General features: G+C 63.3%; 16 protein-coding genes and 1 other RNA gene. 3 read left to right on the forward strand and 14 right to left on the reverse strand.

From position 1 onward, the window contains the following. Positions 1–5 precede the first annotated feature (5 nt). Positions 6–380: a hypothetical protein gene (locus ACZ9BC_RS07640; RefSeq protein ID WP_476245376.1), complete on the forward strand. Its 375-nt coding sequence runs from the start codon at positions 6–8 to the stop codon at positions 378–380. Between the two features lie 16 nt (positions 381–396). Here ACZ9BC_RS07640 and ACZ9BC_RS07645 read toward each other — a convergent pair whose 3' ends face one another. From ACZ9BC_RS07645 to ftsE, 6 genes are all read right to left on the reverse strand, one after another. Continuing rightward, complete coding sequence (locus tag ACZ9BC_RS07645) at positions 397–1,380, reverse strand: S1C family serine protease (RefSeq protein WP_476245377.1); 984 nt, start codon at positions 1,378–1,380, stop codon at positions 397–399. A 177-nt stretch (positions 1,381–1,557) separates the two neighbouring features. Next, positions 1,558–1,928: a transfer-messenger RNA gene (gene ssrA, locus ACZ9BC_RS07650) on the reverse strand. A 77-nt stretch (positions 1,929–2,005) separates the two neighbouring features. Further along, positions 2,006–2,479 (reverse strand): SsrA-binding protein SmpB, encoded by a 474-nt coding sequence (gene smpB / locus ACZ9BC_RS07655; protein ID WP_079597625.1) that lies wholly within the window; start codon positions 2,477–2,479, stop codon positions 2,006–2,008. Positions 2,480–2,564: 85 nt separating this feature from the next. Continuing rightward, positions 2,565–4,001: a peptidoglycan DD-metalloendopeptidase family protein gene (locus ACZ9BC_RS07660; protein WP_476245378.1), complete on the reverse strand. Its 1,437-nt coding sequence runs from the start codon at positions 3,999–4,001 to the stop codon at positions 2,565–2,567. Positions 4,002–4,029: 28 nt separating this feature from the next. Beyond that, positions 4,030–4,944 carry a permease-like cell division protein FtsX gene (gene ftsX / locus ACZ9BC_RS07665; protein ID WP_079597623.1) on the reverse strand — a complete coding sequence of 305 codons (915 nt, stop codon included), beginning with the start codon at positions 4,942–4,944 and terminating at the stop codon, positions 4,030–4,032. Further along, a complete protein-coding gene (gene ftsE, locus ACZ9BC_RS07670) occupies positions 4,941–5,720 on the reverse strand; it encodes a cell division ATP-binding protein FtsE (protein ID WP_275724689.1) in 780 nt (259 codons plus the stop codon). Before ftsE ends, ftsX begins: the two co-directional genes overlap by 4 nt. Positions 5,721–6,048: 328 nt before the next feature. On the opposite strand from ftsE, the gene ACZ9BC_RS07675 reads away from it, so the two are divergent. Further along, on the forward strand, positions 6,049–6,792 hold the full coding sequence (locus tag ACZ9BC_RS07675) for a polyprenol monophosphomannose synthase (protein WP_476245379.1): 744 nt from the start codon (positions 6,049–6,051) through the stop codon (positions 6,790–6,792). A gap of 190 nt (positions 6,793–6,982) precedes the next feature. Here ACZ9BC_RS07675 and prfB read toward each other — a convergent pair whose 3' ends face one another. The 8 genes from prfB to ACZ9BC_RS07715 form a co-directional block, all read right to left on the reverse strand. Further along, complete coding sequence (gene prfB / locus ACZ9BC_RS07680; RefSeq protein WP_079597620.1) at positions 6,983–8,101, reverse strand: peptide chain release factor 2; 1,119 nt, start codon at positions 8,099–8,101, stop codon at positions 6,983–6,985. A gap of 70 nt (positions 8,102–8,171) precedes the next feature. After that, positions 8,172–8,609 (reverse strand): pilus assembly protein TadG-related protein, encoded by a 438-nt coding sequence (locus ACZ9BC_RS07685; RefSeq protein WP_476245380.1) that lies wholly within the window; start codon positions 8,607–8,609, stop codon positions 8,172–8,174. Then, complete coding sequence (locus ACZ9BC_RS07690) at positions 8,606–9,019, reverse strand: hypothetical protein (protein ID WP_476245381.1); 414 nt, start codon at positions 9,017–9,019, stop codon at positions 8,606–8,608. The genes ACZ9BC_RS07685 and ACZ9BC_RS07690 overlap by 4 nt, the downstream gene beginning before the upstream one ends. 142 nt (positions 9,020–9,161) lie before the next feature. Next, positions 9,162–9,578, reverse strand: coding sequence for a TadE family protein (locus ACZ9BC_RS07695; RefSeq protein ID WP_476245382.1), 417 nt, complete (start codon positions 9,576–9,578; stop codon positions 9,162–9,164). 4 nt (positions 9,579–9,582) lie between these two features. Further along, positions 9,583–9,792 carry a hypothetical protein gene (locus tag ACZ9BC_RS07700; RefSeq protein ID WP_476245383.1) on the reverse strand — a complete coding sequence of 70 codons (210 nt, stop codon included), beginning with the start codon at positions 9,790–9,792 and terminating at the stop codon, positions 9,583–9,585. Between the two features lie 82 nt (positions 9,793–9,874). Then, the gene (locus ACZ9BC_RS07705; protein ID WP_476245384.1) at positions 9,875–10,816 is read right to left on the reverse strand and encodes a type II secretion system F family protein; all 942 of its coding nucleotides are present in this window, start codon (positions 10,814–10,816) and stop codon (positions 9,875–9,877) included. Further along, on the reverse strand, positions 10,813–11,670 hold the full coding sequence (locus ACZ9BC_RS07710) for a type II secretion system F family protein (RefSeq protein WP_476245385.1): 858 nt from the start codon (positions 11,668–11,670) through the stop codon (positions 10,813–10,815). The genes ACZ9BC_RS07705 and ACZ9BC_RS07710 overlap by 4 nt, the downstream gene beginning before the upstream one ends. Beyond that, positions 11,667–12,890, reverse strand: a complete 1,224-nt coding sequence (locus ACZ9BC_RS07715) for a CpaF family protein (RefSeq protein WP_476245386.1) — start codon at positions 12,888–12,890, stop codon at positions 11,667–11,669. Before ACZ9BC_RS07715 ends, ACZ9BC_RS07710 begins: the two co-directional genes overlap by 4 nt. Before the next feature lie 288 nt (positions 12,891–13,178). Between ACZ9BC_RS07715 and ACZ9BC_RS07720 the strand changes: the two genes are divergently transcribed. Then, complete coding sequence (locus ACZ9BC_RS07720; RefSeq protein WP_476245387.1) at positions 13,179–16,091, forward strand: GH25 family lysozyme; 2,913 nt, start codon at positions 13,179–13,181, stop codon at positions 16,089–16,091. Positions 16,092–16,217 lie beyond the last annotated feature (126 nt).

Here is a 16,217-nt window from a genome sequence, read left to right on the forward strand (position 1 = left end):
TTCTGATGATCAGCAGACGTGACGCGGCAATTGCCCTGGATGTACCAATGGAAATGGCCCAACGCCATGGCCTTCCGAAGTGGATGACGGAGGCAGAACTGGGCGAAATCCTGGATAATCCGCCGCCGTGGCTGGTCCAGTCCCGTGCCAACCGGACGGGAAAGCGTCCGGTTTGGGTCCATCTGGAATGCGTCGTCTGCGGCTACGAGGAGGCGGCCCGCCCCAAGAAGTGGTGGCCGGACTTCACCTACGTCGTGTGCGGCCATCACGCACCTGCTGACGTGCCACCCGTCCAGGCCGGCTTCATTCGAAGCGAGTTCGACGGCGTCGGCACGCGGTTTGTAGGCATCGCGGACGTTGCGGCGCCGGACCACCACTAGGAACTTCCCGGGCGGCTCAGTTGCCGTTGCTGGACATCTCCTCGGGAACTGCCACCAGGTGGAGCTCCGCGCCGTCCCGCAGCACTGCAACATCGAGCGGCTCGCCGATGGCGTCAGAAAAAAGCAGCCGCTGCAGGCTCTCGGCATCGCTGACAGGGCGTCCGCCGGCTGTCAGGAGGATGTCCCCGGCTGTAAGGCCTGCCTTGTCTGCCGGTGATCCCGGCAGTACCTCAACTACGCGCAGGCCTTCCCGCTGGCCAGTCCTGATGACCGCGCTGGGGTTGAGCCTCATCGGCGTGCTGACCAGGCCAAGATAGGCCCGCCTGACACGGCCGTCGGACAGCAGGGCGGAGATAATCCGGCGGGTGGTTGCGTTGATGGGAACCGCCAGGCCCAATCCTGCTCCAGCCACTGCGGTGTTGATGCCAACGATCCTGCTGTGCGTATCGGCCAGCGCTCCGCCGGAGTTGCCAGGGTTCAGCGCTGCATCAGTCTGGATGACGTCTTCGATGACTCTCCGGTTGCCGCCCGACCAGACCGGAATGGCCCGGCCCAGGCCGCTGACCACGCCTGCCGTCACCGAACCGGCCAGGCCCAGGGGGTTGCCTACCGCCACAACGAGTTGCCCAACGCGCAGGGACTCCGCCGCGCCGAACACCGCCGGCGGCAACTTGGCCCGCCTGCCGTGGACCACTGCAAGGTCGGACAAGGGATCGGCGCCCACCAGTTCCAGTTCCATGCGGCTGCCGTCGGCAAAGACTGCATGGCCGGTCCGGGTTCCTGCCACCACGTGCGAATTGGTGAGGAGGTAGCCGTCCTCTGTGAAGAGCACCGCCGAGCCTGCGCCCACCCGCACGCGTCCGTTCCGCCGTGCCGCTGTCATTTCGATGGCAGCCACGTGCGGAGTGACCGCCGCTGCCACCCGCATGACTGTCTGTGAATACGAATCCAGCACATCGTCGTCGTACTCGTTAAAGGCTGGTTCCCTCGCCTGGTCCACCGCGCACCTCCTGGCTGTGCCCGCCCGGCGGCCCACGAAGGGTAGCCGGGTCCTATCGGAATCAACGATCCGGGAAGGCACAGTAGTCCCATGCCCGCTACGCCCTTGGTGAACGGGTGCATGGACCGGATCCGGGCAAAGAAAAACACCCCGGTCCGAAGACCGGGGTGTTTCCCAGGGTGGAGATGGGGGGAATTGAACCCCCGTCCGATGTCGTGTTGTCAGGGCTTCTCCGGGCGCAGTTTGCGTCGGATTTTCTCGGCCCCAGCCATGCTGCAAACAGCTGGCTGATCCGGGCCCAGTCATCAAAGAGTCCCACTCACCCCGATGACGAGGGTAAGCAGCAGTGGCTATCTAAATGACGCCAGCATCCGGGACGATAGCAACCCCGGGCTGACGAACTTGCTAAGGCTGCTTAGGCAGCGAGAGCGAAGTTATCGCGTTTTGATTCGGCGATTATTGTTTTGCAGACAGCGTTTACGAGATAATTCTGCATCCTCGGCCCGCTTCACCTGTCGCGACTAACATCGTCGAAACCGATCATCCCCATATTTTGTTACCAAACCGGCGGGCAAGCCCGCCGGACTACCTAGTATAACTCATCCTTCAGGCAATTCATTCCAGCCTACCGGCGGCGGTTGCGCTCCCGCATTTCCCGCTGCGCTTCGCGGTTGTCCTGCTGTTCGCGGAGGGTCTGCCGCTTGTCGTATTCGCGCTTGCCGCGGGCCACGCCGATTTCCACCTTGGCCCTGCCATCAACGAAGTACAGCTGCAGCGGGACGATGGTATAGCCCGATTCACGCACCTTGTGCGAAATCTTGTTGAGTTCCTCGCGGTGCAGCAGCAATTTGCGGCGGCGCCGGGCGGCGTGGTTGGTCCAGCTGCCCTGGTTGTACTCCGGGATGTGGATGGCTTCCATCCACAACTCGTCGTTGTAGAAGGTGCAAAATCCGTCCACCATGGAGGCGTGCCCCTCGCGCAGGGACTTTACTTCGGTGCCCATCAGCGCGATGCCGGCCTCGTAGGTGTCCAGCACGTGGTAATCATGCCGGGCCTTGCGGTTGGTGGCCACCACTTTTCGGCCACTTTCTTTAGGCACGGGAAAGCTCCTCAGGTTCAGATCCGTTGTCCTCCGGGCCGGTTCGGCGCGGAGTCATACCAGTGTACGGCAGGGCAATCAACCCCTACAGCAGCCCCATCGGGTCAACAGGAGCACCGTTGAGCCAGGTTTCGAAGTGGGCATGGCAGCCGGTGGAGTTGCCTGTGTTGCCGGAGTATGCGATGAGCTGGCCCTGCGAGACCCGCTGGCCGTTCGACACGACGATGCTGGCGTTGTGGTAGTAGATGGTGTTCAGGGTGTTGCCCTCCATCAGGCCGTGGGAAATCTTGACGCGCCAACCGCCGCCGTCTGCTGAGCTCCAGCCTGAGCTGAAGATTTCGCCTGCTGCTGCAGCGTAGACGGGCGTGCCGCAGGCTGCTCCAAAATCGAGCCCCGTGTGCATGTAGCCGCCCTGCCCATAGAAGTCGATGGTGCCCGGCGGGGTAGCCCGCCAGCCGAACCCGGACGTTATGGGTACGTTGCCGGAGAAGGGATGCCGCAGGCCAAAGGCCGACGGCGATCCGGCCGGGGGCATAAAGGACTGCACCGGCGGGGGCGGCGGGGGCGCCTGGCCCTTGGCAGCCGCTGCTGCTGCCGCGGCAGCCGCCGCAGCAGCAGCGGCTGCTTCTGCCTGCCTCCGCTGCTCGGCCTCCCAGGCCTCACGCAACCTCCGGTCGCGCTCCTCAATTTCTGCGGCAACCGCGTTTTGGCTGGCCTGGACGCCCGCCAGCTGCGCCTGGATTCCAGGCTTGGCAGCCTGCAGCTCTGCATCAAGCCGGGTGGTGTCGGCGATCAGCTGATCGACCTGTTCCTTCTTGGCGGCTGCCTCGTCCCGGGCAGCCTTTTCCCTCTCCAGGGCAGCATCCGCCTTGGCCTTGAGGTCTTTAATCTCCGCCTCGACGGCCTGCAGGCGCGCTTCCGAGTTCACGTTCGTGGCACTCTGCTGCGACAACTTGTCCATGGCCGCGTTTTGGCTGCGCATGGCCTGGTCCGCAAGATCCATGGTCTCCGTGAGGCTGGCGCCGTTGTTGTCGCCGAAGAACAGCGAAAGGTTGGAGGGGACTCCCCCGGATTTGTAGGCCTGGGTGGCAATCTGGCCGATGAGTTTCTTCGTATCGGCGATCTTTTGTTTGTCCGTTTCCAGCTGCTGGGTGATCTTGGCCTTGTTCTGCTGGGCCATGTCCACACGTGCTGAGAGCGCTTCAACCTCTTTGACGGCACCGGCCACGCGGCCTTGGGCTTCCAGGAGTGCCTGCTGGGCACCCGGCAGCTGGCCCTGGTACATCACCAGGTCGCTGGCTGCCTTGGCGATGCGGGAATCCACGAACTCCAGGGACTGCTGGACGCGCGCTGCCTCAGCCTCAAGTGCTGCCTGCTTGTCTTCGAGCTCGTCTGCGAAAGCCACCGGTGTGGATGAGGCGAGCCCGGCGGCGAGGACGACGGCAAGCACGCCGCTGATGACCCCTGACCGGCGGGAAGCAGTTCGGCGTCCGCGGACGGAGGTCTGATCGGTTACGTTCATGGGCATTCCTTGATCGGTTTGCATGGTCCTAGACGCGAAGGTATCTGCGCAAGGTCAAGAGAGACGAAATTCCAGCCAAGGATGCACCAAGGATTAGCAGAGCCGGTGCGAGGATCAGCGTCTGGCCTGAGGAGATGAAGGCCGTGTCCGGGTACTGCCGGGACATGAACTCGCCGAGGAAGAAGTGGGACACCGCCCACAGCGTGGCAGAGGCCAGGGCAGCCCCGATCACGGCGGCGATCACGCCTTCAAGGATGAACGGCAGCTGGATCACCGTCTTTGAGGCGCCCACCAGGCGCATGATCCCCGTTTCCCGCCGGCGGCTGAACGCGGAAAGCCGGATGGTGGTGGCGATCAGGAGGATGGCGCAGACAATCATGACGCCGGCGATGCTGACGGCCACAAGGGAGGCACCGTTCATGACGGAGAAAAGCCGCTCAAGGAGCTGGCGCTGGTCAATGACCGTTTCCACGCCGGGCTGCGAGGAGAAGGTCTCGCTGATGATCTCGTACTTCTGGGGATCCTTCATGTTGATCCGGAAGGATGCCGGCAGCTGGTCCGGCGTCACGGAATCCACGATGGGTGAGTTCGAGAACTGGTCCTTGAAGTGCTTGTACGCCTCTTCCTTGGACTCGAACTGGAAGTCGTTGATGTACTGAGCAACCGCCGGCGACTCCAGCAGGGTGTTCAGGCTTTCCTGCTGTTCGGAGGTGACAGGCCCGCCCGCGCAGCCAGCCGCCGTCGAACCTTCACTGCACAGGAAGATGGCCACCTGGACTTTGTCGTACCAGTAGCCCTTCATCTGGTTGATCTGCATCTGCAGCATGCCTGCGGCACCCACGAAGGTGAGCGACACGAAGGTGACAAGGATGACCGAGACCACCATTGACAGGTTGCGGCGGAGTCCGCTGCCGATCTCGCTGAGGATGAATGCAAGCCTCATCGCTGTGCCTCGCCTTCGCCGGGGACGCCCGTTTCAGGGTTTTCCCTGCCGCTGGCGTCCTTGAGCCTGCGGGACTGTCCCACCACGGGAATCATCGAGGTGTAAAGCGCCTTGGCTTCGTCACGGATGACCACGCCGTTCCGAAGCTCAACCACGCGCTTGCGCATCTCGTTGACGATGTCGTCGTCGTGCGTGGCCATCACCACAGTGGTGCCGTTCTGGTTGATCTTGTCCAGCACGCCCATGATGCCCATGGAGGTGGTGGGATCGAGGTTTCCGGTGGGCTCATCGGCGAGCAGGATACCCGGACGGTTGACGACGGCGCGGGCGATGGCAACGCGCTGCTGCTCACCGCCGGACAGTTCGTGCGGCATGCGGTGCTCTTTGCCCTCCAGGCCAACGGTCTTGAGGACTTCGGGAACGGTGTCACGGATGACGCTGCGGCTCTTGCCGATGACCTGCATGGCGAACGCGACGTTGGCGAAGACGTTCTTCTGCGGAAGGAGCCGGAAGTCCTGGAAGACGACGCCGATGCCGCGACGCAGCCGCGGGACCCGCCAGCTGGAGATCTTGGCGACGTTTTGGCCGGCAACATAGACGGCGCCGGATGTGGCGCGGTCTTCCTTGAGCACCAGGCGGAGGAAGGTGGATTTGCCGGAGCCTGATGCGCCGACCAGGAAGGCGAACTCGCCGCGGTCGATCTCAAGGTTGACGGAGTCCAGCGCAGGCCGGGTTGTCTGGTCGTAGACCTTGGTGACATTTTCGAATCGGATCATGGCCCTAAGTACCCTGCAGGGCATGGCTGATTCTCACATGCAGCCCAGTTCTGCAGCCGGTGCACGGGTTTTCGTTTGGGGGAAGTAGGGCCCCGGCCCCTCGACTATACGCACGAACCCCGGCCTATTAGCGGGGTTTGAAAGGGCGTGTCGCGGGAAGCGGGTGCTGGGAATGAACACACTGAAGCCTCTTACATGCGGGCCTTACGGGGAGAAGCGCAGCACTCTCCGGACCGCCTTTACTCGCTCCTATAATGGGTAGTTGCGCCTGCCGGCGGCCTGCTTGGCCGCCAGGTGCACCGACCGCTCCCTCCAGGAAAGGCCCTCTGTGCGCGTCCTTACGATCATTCCCACGTACAACGAACTGGAATCGCTGCCCAAGACGCTCCAGCGGCTCCGGTCTGCTGTCCCGGCGTCGGACGTCCTGGTAGTGGATGACAACAGCCCTGACGGCACCGGCAAGCTCGCGGACACCATCGCTGCCGGGGACTCCCAGGTCCACGTCCTGCACCGCAAGGGCAAGGAGGGACTGGGCGCCGCCTACATTGCCGGGTTCAAGTGGGGCCTGGATGCCGGCTACGACGTGCTCGTGGAAATGGACGCGGACGGATCCCACCAGCCCGAGCAGCTGCCCCAGCTCCTGGAGGCCATCGACCAGGGCGCAGACCTTGCCATGGGTTCCCGCTGGGTGCCCGGCGGCCGCGTGGTCAACTGGCCCCTCTACCGTCAGGCCATCTCCCGGGTGGGCAGCACCTACGCCCGCTTGATGCTCGGCCTGAAGATCAAGGACGTCACCGGCGGATACCGCGCCTTCCGCCGGACAACCCTGGAAAAACTCAACCTGGACCAGGTGGACTCCGTCGGTTACGGCTTCCAGGTCGACCTGGCATGGCGGGTGGCACGGATGGGCCTGCGCATCGAGGAACGCCCCATCACGTTCGTGGAGCGCGAACTCGGCGCCTCGAAGATGAGCGGCAACATCGTGGTCGAAGCCATGATCAACGTCACCAAATGGGGCCTGCAGGCACGCTGGAACACCCTCACAGGCAAAAAGCCCTCCGCCCAGCCGTAGAATGGCCCCCGCTCCGGACCGGACAATCACCGGTCCGGAACGCAGAACGCGAAAACGGATAGCGGCTGGAAGCGATGTGCCTGCCCCTTTTAGGGGCAGGCACATCGCAGCGATGACGGTGCTGGCCTTTTTACCTCGGCTTGCAGCACCGTTCGTCGCGACAAACGCTACCGGGCCCTCTCAACGGCGGCTACTTACTCTCCGCGTTGCGGTTGTCGGTGCGCCAGCGGATACCGGCGTCGATGAAATCGTCGATTTCGCCGTCGAACACGGCCGAGGTGTTCCCCACCTCGTGTTCGGTCCGGAGGTCCTTGACCATTTGGTAGGGGTTCAGGACGTAGGAGCGCATCTGGTCGCCCCAGGACGCTTTGACATCACCTGCCAGTGCCTTCTTCTCGGCATCCTCCTGTTCCTTCTTGAGGAGCAGGAGCCTGGACTGCAGGACGCGCATGGCCGCGGCGCGGTTTTGCAGCTGCGATTTTTCGTTCTGCATGGACACCACCGTGCCCGTCGGAATATGGGTGAGGCGGACCGCGGAGTCCGTGGTGTTGACCGACTGCCCGCCGGGGCCGGACGACCGGAAGACGTCCACGCGGATTTCGTTGTCCGGGATTTCGATGGAGTCCGTTTGCTCGATCAGCGGGATGACCTCCACGGCAGCGAAGGACGTCTGCCGCCGGCCCTGGTTGTCGAACGGGCTGATCCTGACCAGGCGGTGGGTTCCGGCTTCGACGCTGAGGGTGCCGAAGGCGTAGGGCGCCTTGACCTCGAAGGTGGCCGACTTCAGACCTGCCTCTTCGGCATAGGACGTGTCCATGACCGTGGTGGGGTAGCCATGCCGCTCGGCCCAGCGGAGGTACATGCGCATCAGCATCTCGGCGAAGTCGGCGGCGTCCACACCGCCGGCGCCTGCGCGGATGGAGACCACGGCTTCGCGTTCGTCGTACTCACCCGACAGCAGGGTGACGACTTCGAGCTCCTTGAGTGCCTTTTTGATGGACTCGAGTTCTGCGGCCGCCTCCCCCATGGAGGCGGCGTCATCCTCGTCCTGCCCCAGCTCCACGAGGACTTCGAGGTCGTCGATGCGTGAAGCCAGCGTGTTGAGGCGCTCAAGCTCGGACTGCCGGTGGGACAGCCGGGAAGTGATTTTCTGTGCCGCTGCAGGATCATCCCAGAGGTCCGGTTCGCCCGCCCGCTCGCTCAGTTCGGCGATGTCTTCCTTCAGAGTTTCCACATCGGAGACTCGTTCGATGGAATCGTAGGTGGCGCGAAGGGCGCGGATTTCAGCGGAAAAATCAATATTGGCCATGGTCGTTTAAGCCTACGCTATCCGGCGAAAGGCTCCGGTCCCGCCTGCCAGCAGCTGCCCGTGCTGTTCCTCAGCGCGTCAACCGTGAACGGGCGGTGGATGTTGCTTCTATCGGGATTCCGGCAGGTATCAGGAAGTTCACTACCGGCGGGTGGACTGCCGCCGTGAGAACCACGACGGCGGTGGAACCGTCGGGTGATCCTGTCGTCCCTGCCACCGCCAGGTCGGCAAACCGCTCCGACGCCGGGCTCCTGGCGACGAAGTCCGCCGCCACGTTTCGCACCCGTGCAGGATTGAGCACCGCCGACGGGCTCCCACCCTGCGCCGCTACTTCACCGAGGGTGTAGCTGTCCGCTGCCGCAAGCGAGGCGCCGTCTGCGAGGGACAGCAGCCGCTTGTGTTCGAGGTAGACGGCCGAGATACCGATGACAACAGTTGTGACAAGCAGGGCCAGCGCTACGTAACCCAAAATCATCACCATCATCTGGCCGTCTTCGTTCTTCGTCATCGGAACCTGCCCACCACCTGGGTTGCGGATGCCTCCACCTCAGTGGCGGATAATCGGAGGCCGTCACGGAAAGGAACAAAAGGCAGGGGCACTGCCAGCGTGACGTTTGCAGTCACCACCGTGCCCGCGGCCTGGCAGTCGTTGGGGTCGCAGCTGATAGCCACCGTGGCCTCCTCCGGCCTGTGCCCAAAGTCAGCCAGCGCAATGGCTACCGCTTGTTCGGCGGCTGCCTGGGCTGACGATGGGTCAGGCTGGGCGACGTAGACCTTCGCGGCCTGGTCAGCTGCCCCAACCGCGGCAAACGAACCACCCTGGATTTGTCCCACGGTGATGATGAAGTACACGAGGGGAACCATCAGCAAGAGCGCCAGGAACGTGAACTCAACAACCGCGCTCCCCTGCTCATGCACGCCCTTCTGCGGCCTTGCGCCGTGTCGCAGGGTTTGCTTGTCTCCCGGCCATACCTTTTCCATGTCCCGCATTGCCACAGCTGCAGCGTCCGTTTGCAGGCAGAGCGCTTCACGCAGCCGGGCATGAATCCGCCGCGGGACGTCAGGGCTGCATAGCGGCATGTCCCTTCACCTCCAGCATGTCCCGCGGGCCGATCAGACCAATGACCGGCATCGGCGCCCGCACGGTCACTTCCAGTGTCCGCAATCCCTGCACCGTCACTTCGGTGGTGCTGACCTGGCCGGCAAAGCCGGGATTCAACGCGGTCACAATGAGGGCACGCGTCCGTTCTTCCGCGTCGACAGCTCCCCGGTCCGCGAGGGTTCCGTACCTGGCCCCCGAGGCGGCGGCATCAATTAAGGTGTTGCGGACGTGCAGAACGAGCGCCAGTTGGATGATCGCCAGGAAAAACATCGTGAGCAGTCCTCCCACCAGGACAAAATCCACCACCGCCGAGCCTTGTTCCCTCGACACAGGCTGTTCGGGGGCGCCTTTGGCTACCTTGGCGGGACGCGGCATGGGCTTAGCTGCCCACCTTGTCCATTGCCTGGTTGAACATGGACTCCAACGCGGGTCCGGCGAGCGCCAGGAGGGCTGCCACCAGGACAGCGGACATGAGGGTGATCATGACCCACCCCGGCACATCTCCGCGCTCGGGGTGATCATTCGCGGTGCGGCGTGAATCTGCGAGAGCCAGGAACAACACCGCGCAGCGGATTCCTACGTTTTTCATTTCTCTTCCTCTTCCTCTGTACTTCCTGCGTTGGTTCGGCATGACGCCACGGTCCGGTCATCACCGTTTGTCGGTGCCACCACTAGAAACCCAGGCTGATCGCCGCAATACCCGGAAAGACGGCGAAAACGACGGTCAGCGGGAGCACACCAAAAACAAGTGGCACCATCATGGCTATCTCTTTCTTGCCGGCGGCTTCCATCAGGTCCCGTTTTGCGGTGTCACGGACATCCTGAGCCTGGGCACGAAGCACGTCAGCCAGGGGTGTGCCCCGCTCCACGGCGACAATGATGCCGTCGACGAACCTGACCAGCGGCGCCAGGTCGGTGCGCGAAGAAAACTCCTGCAGTGCAAGGACGAGCGGCTTGCCGGCCCGCGTCTCCGCGAGAATCTTGGAGAACTCCTTGGCCAGCTCCCCCTTGGCGCTCCGGCAGACCCTGTCCAAGGCGCCGGTGGCGCTCTCCCCGGCGCCGACGGCGAGCGCCATGAGCTCAGCGAGGCTGGGGAATTCAGCCATCATCCGGGCTTCCCGTTGGCGGACCTGAACGCCCAGCCAATAGTCCCGCAGCACAAAGCCTGCTGCAGCGCCTCCGATGATGATCAAGGCCGCGACGAGTGGACTGAACCTGCCGGAAACAGCCCCAATGAGGGACAGACCCAACGCGAGGGCAAATCCGGCGGCCGCCCACAGCAGCTGTTCGGCCCTGAAATCAATCGCAGATTTGTTAATCCCGGCCTGTGCCAGCCGGCGGGCGGTCGCGCCCGGGGACGGGCTAAGCTTGCCAAGCGCCGCCAGGGCATCGTGGACGACCGGGCGCAGGATCTTCTCGAGCGGCCCGAAGGGCGTCAGCGTCTGCTCTCCTGAGCGCAGGAGCCGTGACTCAACGTTCTGTGCCTTGAGCTGCGGCTCGATCCGCTGCGCAAACGTCGTTGCCCGCATTATCGGGGACCTGAAGATGAGCAGCCACAGGCCTATCCCCATGACAAGTCCGCATATGACCGCGGCTGGAGAAACAGCGGTCACCGGAGGACCCTTTCATCCTGGGGAAGAGCGCCTATTCTCAGCATGGTGGAGTAGCAAATCAATGAAACCACCAGCCCTCCAAGCAACACTGCTGCCCCCATCGGTGTGTTGTATGCCTGTACCGCTTCCGGCCGCGTAGCCAGGAGAACCATGACGATCCATGGCGCGGCTACGGCAAGGCGTGCGGCGTTGACGGTCCAGGACTGCCTGGCTTCGAGTTCGCTGCGGGTGCGCGCGCTCTCCCGCAAAAATTCAGCAAGCGTACCAAGCAGTTTGCCCAGATCCGACCCTCCGACCTCCCGGGTCAAACGCAGCGCTTCGACGATCCGGTCAGCGACGGGATCTGCCAGTTTGTACTTAAGTTTGTTCAACGACCCATCAAAATGTCCCCCGGCCCGGTAGTCGGCGCCGAACTCCCGAAACGCCGGCCGCAGTTCTTCCGGGCCTTTGTCACCCAGCTGAATCAGCGCCTCCGGCAGAGGGAGTCCTGCTCGTATTGCCGAACGAAGGTGATCGACGACGTCCGGCCAGAGCTGGCGCAGTAACGCAGTCCGCTTTTTAGCGCGCCAGCGGAGGACGGTGACGGGCAACCATCCGGCGAAAAGTCCGAAGCATGCGGCGATGGGCCATGAGCGGCTGACGGCGTAGAAGACCAGGACCACAAACAGCCCCAAGCCCAGGCAAGTGCCTGCCAGCCCGCCCACGGAAACCTTGTCGACACCCGCAGCTGCCAGAAGATCGCCCAGGCGGCTTGGCTTCCGTTCCCGCCGCCCCTTCGGCGGTGACTCCCAGAACGCCCACCAGATGAGGAAAAGGCCCGTTCCCGTTGTTACTCCGAGCAGTGCCGGGATCATCGGGGATCCAGCAAAGCAGCGACATCGTAGCCCGCACGCGAAAATTTCTCCGCCGACGGCATCGCGTTCGCCCGGGGCTGCAGGACGCCGTCAGCCATGGCGAAAACCAACGATGATTCGATGATGCCGTTCTCTACTCGGCGGCCAAGGGACAGGATCTCGGTGACTTCCCGCCGGCCGTTCGCCTGCCGGCTGCAATGGACCACGAGGTCGATGCAGGATGCCACCGTGGGAACGACGAAGGCACTGGAAATATTCTCACCCGCCAGCAAGGGGAGGGTGCAGATCTTCGTGACTGCGTCATGGGCAGAATTGGCGTGCACCGTACACATGCCGGGAAGACCTGAATTCAGCGCGATCAGCATGTCCAGGCTCTCGGCCTCACGCACCTCGCCGACCACCAAGCGGTCCGGCCGCATGCGGAGCGCTTCCTTCACCAGGCGCCGGAGGGGAATCTCGCCTTCGCCTTCGAGGTTTGGCTGGCGGCACTGAAGCCCCACGACGTCCCGCAAGGGGAACTGCAGCTCGAAGATCTCCTCCACGGTGATGACCCGCTCCCGGCTTCCGATGCTGGACGCCAGGCAATTAAGCATCGTCGTCTTGCCCGCCTGGGTGGCGCCGGAAACCAGGATGTTGAGGCCGCTGGATACTGCTGCACCGAGGAACCGGGCAGATTGGGGAGTCAGCGTGCCCAGCTCCACAAGGTGTTCCAGCCGGGTGGCCTTCACGACGAACTTCCTGATGTTAACCGCCCAGTGGCGGCGCGTGACATCCGGAATGACCACGTGAAGCCTTGAGCCGTCCGGCAGGGCCGCATCAACAAAGGGAGACGACATGTCAAGGCGCCTGCCGGAGCTCTTCAGCATCCGTTCCACCAAGTCGCGCACTTGCTGTTCGGAAAGGCTGAGCGAGGTGAGTTCGGATTCGCCGTTGCGCGCAACAAAGATTTCATTCGGCGCGTTGAGCCAAATCTCTTCTATGGAGGGGTCATCGAGCAGTGGCTGGAGGACACCGAACCCTGCCACAGCATCGAAGAGGAACCTGCGCGCCGAGTCCAACGGTCCGAGGGGCGGAAGCGGTCCCATCAAGGCCCGCTCGTCATAATCCGTGACGGCCGCTTCCACGAGCCGGCGGACCTCACCGGCCTGCCTCAATGGATCGAGGCCCTTGCGCCGTATCAGCTCGCGGACTTCGTCCTCGACTATCCCCAGAGCATCCATAAGTACTCCCCCACATGACTGCCGCCCAGCGCAGGCAGTGCAATTGCGTACAGCTTAAGGAGGGTAAACCCCGGCAACAAGTCATAGGGGCGTCATATGTGGATAACTAACGGTGCTACAACTATCACTTGAGCAACACAGGAACCACTAGTTCCGCTGGTAACACCAGTGCTATGGTGAGCGCGTTAATTGTCGAACCACCATCTGTCAGGCGTCTCCCTGGGGGAAAACCTGAACAGTTATCGAAATGAGCGCTCGCGGGAGCGCCACATTGTCTCCGGAGCAAATATGAAGCGGAACCTGTCTCAGTCCCGTCACCCCGCCATGAAATCCTTGGGGATAGTGCTGCTGGCTGCCTCCCTGGTAGCTGGCCCCGGCCTCATCAGCGTTGCGTCCGCCGTCGAGCCCGCACCTACCCCAACCCTTTCCTCCAGTGGTGGAAGCACCGGGGCAACTGCGGCGCCCGCGCCAACGGGCGCGCCGGCCCCGTCGACGTCCCCAACTGCCCCCGCAGAACCGCGGCCAGTGGAAGAAGCCACGGGGGAGCCGCAGCCGGTCGCGACCTCGCCGGGGACATCACAATCCATGGCTGAGGCGGTGGGCGTAGGCGGAGCGGAAATGGGCCAGCGTTCAGCCCGGGTCACCGCGTCAGCCCCCTCTGAGTCCCTGCGGCGCCTGAGTAGGGAATCGCTGTCGTCCGAGGGCACCTGGATGCCAACGTTCGGTATTCAGGGGCTGGACGTCAGCGGCCACCAGCCAAGCGTGGACTGGCAGCAGCAGTGGAATATGGGTGCACGTTTTGCTTACGTGAAAGCCACGGAAGGCAACTACTACACCAACCCGTCCTACGGCTCCCAGTATCAAGGGGCACGGAATGTCGGAATGATCCGCGGCGCCTACCACTTCGCTATTCCGAACTGGTCATCCGGCGCAGACCAGGCCCGGTACTTCGTACAGAACGGCGGCGGCTGGTCAGGAGACGGGTACACCATGCCGCCTGTCCTGGACTTTGAGTTCAACCCCTATGAAGGCCGTACCATCAACGGCTTCTACTTCGGGAACACCTGCTACAACATGTCCCCGGCGCAGCTTCAGACCTGGGTACGCGACTTCGGCAACACCGTGCAGTCGCTCACCGGTAGGCTGCCCGTCATCTACACCAATACAAGTTGGTGGAACCAGTGCTTGGGAAATCCTGCCGGCTTCGGGGACTACCCGCTGTGGATCGCGGCCTACCCCGAGGCGCCTACCAACAACGCAGGACCGGTACCCACCGCAAGCTGGGGTACTTACAGCATCTGGCAGTACAGCAGCACCGGGCCGTTCGCTGGTGACTCCAACGTGTGGAACGGCGACTACGCAGGCCTCAAGGCCTTCGCTACCAGCGGCGTTCCACCCGCGGCCGTCAAGGCCATCGACGCCTTCCGTGCCTCCATGCCTTCCTTGGGTGCACCCACTTCTTCGATAATTTGCGGCCTCCGTGACGGCGGATGCTTCCGTGGCTATGAAGCCGGCATCGTCATGTGGTCTCCGACCGCCGGAGCACAACCAAGCCTGGCCGGACCGATCCGTGACGCCTGGGCCCGGAAGGGATACGAAAACGGCCAGATGGGCTATCCCGTGTCCGGCGTTATCTGCGGACTCAAGAATGGCGGCTGTTTCCAGAACTACCAGGGCGGGTCCATCATGTGGTCCCCGTCAACCGGTGCCGCCCTGGTGCCGTTCGGGGCAATCCGTGAGCATTGGGCAGCCCAGGGATACGAAAACGGAGGTCTCGGATACCCTCTCAGCGATCAGGTGTGTGGACTCAAATCAGGTGGATGTTTCCAGCTGTTCCAGGCCGGTTCGGTTCTCTGGAGCCCTGCCACCGGCGCCCGTCTGGTCAAGCCCGGCCCAGTAATGGAGGCGTGGGGACGAGCAGGCTACGAAAACGGCCTGCTGGGCTATCCGAACGCCGAAGCAAACTGCACCAGTTCCTTCTGTACCCAAAACTTCAGCGGTGGCGTCGTTGCCTGGACGCCCGCATCAGGAGCCTGGCCCGTTTTCATGGGAATGGGCGAAACCTGGAAAGCGTCGAGGACGAAGGGAGAGCCAATAGGCTTCCCGGTCTCAGGAGAAGTGTGCGGCCTCCGCGGCGGCGGCTGCTACCAGCTGTTCCAGGGCGGCGCGCTCCTGTTCTCACCAGCCACCGGCGCCCATACACTCACCGGGCGGATCCTCGATTACTGGCAGAAATCCGGGTTTGAGAACGGCCGGCTGGGCTATCCGACCGGCCCTGCCAGCTGCGGAGCGGTCCAGACCGAGTGCCGGCAGGCGTTTGAAAAGGGCGTCGTAGGATACTCCGCCACCACTGCCCCTGAAACAGTAGCCGCCGGGCCGATGGCGGCAGGATGGGAACGCCTGGGGTGGGGTGCAGGCAGTCTCGGTTACCCGACGTCCGGCCAGTACTGCGGGCTAAAAGACGGCGGGTGCTTCCAGATGTTCGCCAAGGGGGCACTCATGTATTCACCGGCCACTGGAGCGCAACCGAGCTTACTCGGCCCGATCCGTGATCTGTGGCAAAAAACCGGCTTCGAAAACGGTTCGCTGGGATACCCGGCTTCCGACGTAATATGCGGGCTGGTAGACGGCGGCTGCTTCCAGAACTACTCCTCGGGAACTGTGATGTGGTCCGCCGGGAGCGGAGCGAACGCGGTCATGTTTGGGCCGGTACGCGATGCCTGGGTCAGCACAGGTTTTGAAGGCGGCAAGCTCGGCTACCCTGTGAGCGCCCAAATCTGCGGGCTGAGGAATAACGGCTGCTTCCAGAACTTTGCCAAGGGAACCGTGATGTACTCCCCCGCTACCGGAGCCCAGGCGCTGACCTCAACACCCATCAGGGAACGGTGGGCCGCATCAGGCTACGAATCCGGCTCACTGGGCTACCCCACAAGCGGGACCATTTGTGGGCTGCGGAATGGCGGCTGCTTCCAGAACTTCGAGAAGGGAACCGTCATTTGGTCATCAACAAGCGGGGCCCACATGATCGTGCCCGGCCCGATCCAGCAGAGCTGGGCCGGACAGGGATTCGAAGCCGGGGCTTTGGGCTACCCAACCAGCAGCCAGACCTGCACCGCGGACAGGTCGTCATGCAGCCAGACCTTCCAGGGTGGAAGCATCACTTGGACAACGGCCGGCGGGGCAAGGATCACCTTGCCTTAGCCACACAACGAAAAAGGCGGGACCCGCACGGTGAACTGGTCCCCGAAAGTTGGACTGGCCAGATAAGAGCCTAAACCGCAAGGGCCTGAGCACGGTATTGCACCGGGCTCAGGCCCTTGAGCTTGG

The organism is Pseudarthrobacter sp. TE3704 (genome assembly GCF_056279405.1).

Excerpts from the sequence above, each read along its gene's own strand:
- ACZ9BC_RS07640 (WP_476245376.1), top strand. The coding sequence starts at position 6 with ATGATCAGCAGACGTGACGCGGCAATTGCCCTGGATGTACCAATGGAA.
- ACZ9BC_RS07660 (WP_476245378.1), bottom strand. The coding sequence starts at position 4,001 with ATGAACGTAACCGATCAGACCTCCGTCCGCGGACGCCGAACTGCTTCC.
- ftsX (WP_079597623.1), bottom strand. The coding sequence starts at position 4,944 with ATGAGGCTTGCATTCATCCTCAGCGAGATCGGCAGCGGACTCCGCCGC.
- ftsE (WP_275724689.1), bottom strand. The coding sequence starts at position 5,720 with ATGATCCGATTCGAAAATGTCACCAAGGTCTACGACCAGACAACCCGG.
- prfB (WP_079597620.1), bottom strand. The coding sequence starts at position 8,101 with ATGGCCAATATTGATTTTTCCGCTGAAATCCGCGCCCTTCGCGCCACC.
- ACZ9BC_RS07685 (WP_476245380.1), bottom strand. The coding sequence starts at position 8,609 with ATGACGAAGAACGAAGACGGCCAGATGATGGTGATGATTTTGGGTTAC.
- ACZ9BC_RS07695 (WP_476245382.1), bottom strand. The coding sequence starts at position 9,578 with ATGCCGCGTCCCGCCAAGGTAGCCAAAGGCGCCCCCGAACAGCCTGTG.
- ACZ9BC_RS07700 (WP_476245383.1), bottom strand. The coding sequence starts at position 9,792 with ATGAAAAACGTAGGAATCCGCTGCGCGGTGTTGTTCCTGGCTCTCGCA.
- ACZ9BC_RS07710 (WP_476245385.1), bottom strand. The coding sequence starts at position 11,670 with ATGATCCCGGCACTGCTCGGAGTAACAACGGGAACGGGCCTTTTCCTC.
- ACZ9BC_RS07715 (WP_476245386.1), bottom strand. The coding sequence starts at position 12,890 with ATGGATGCTCTGGGGATAGTCGAGGACGAAGTCCGCGAGCTGATACGG.
- ACZ9BC_RS07720 (WP_476245387.1), top strand. The coding sequence starts at position 13,179 with ATGAAGCGGAACCTGTCTCAGTCCCGTCACCCCGCCATGAAATCCTTG.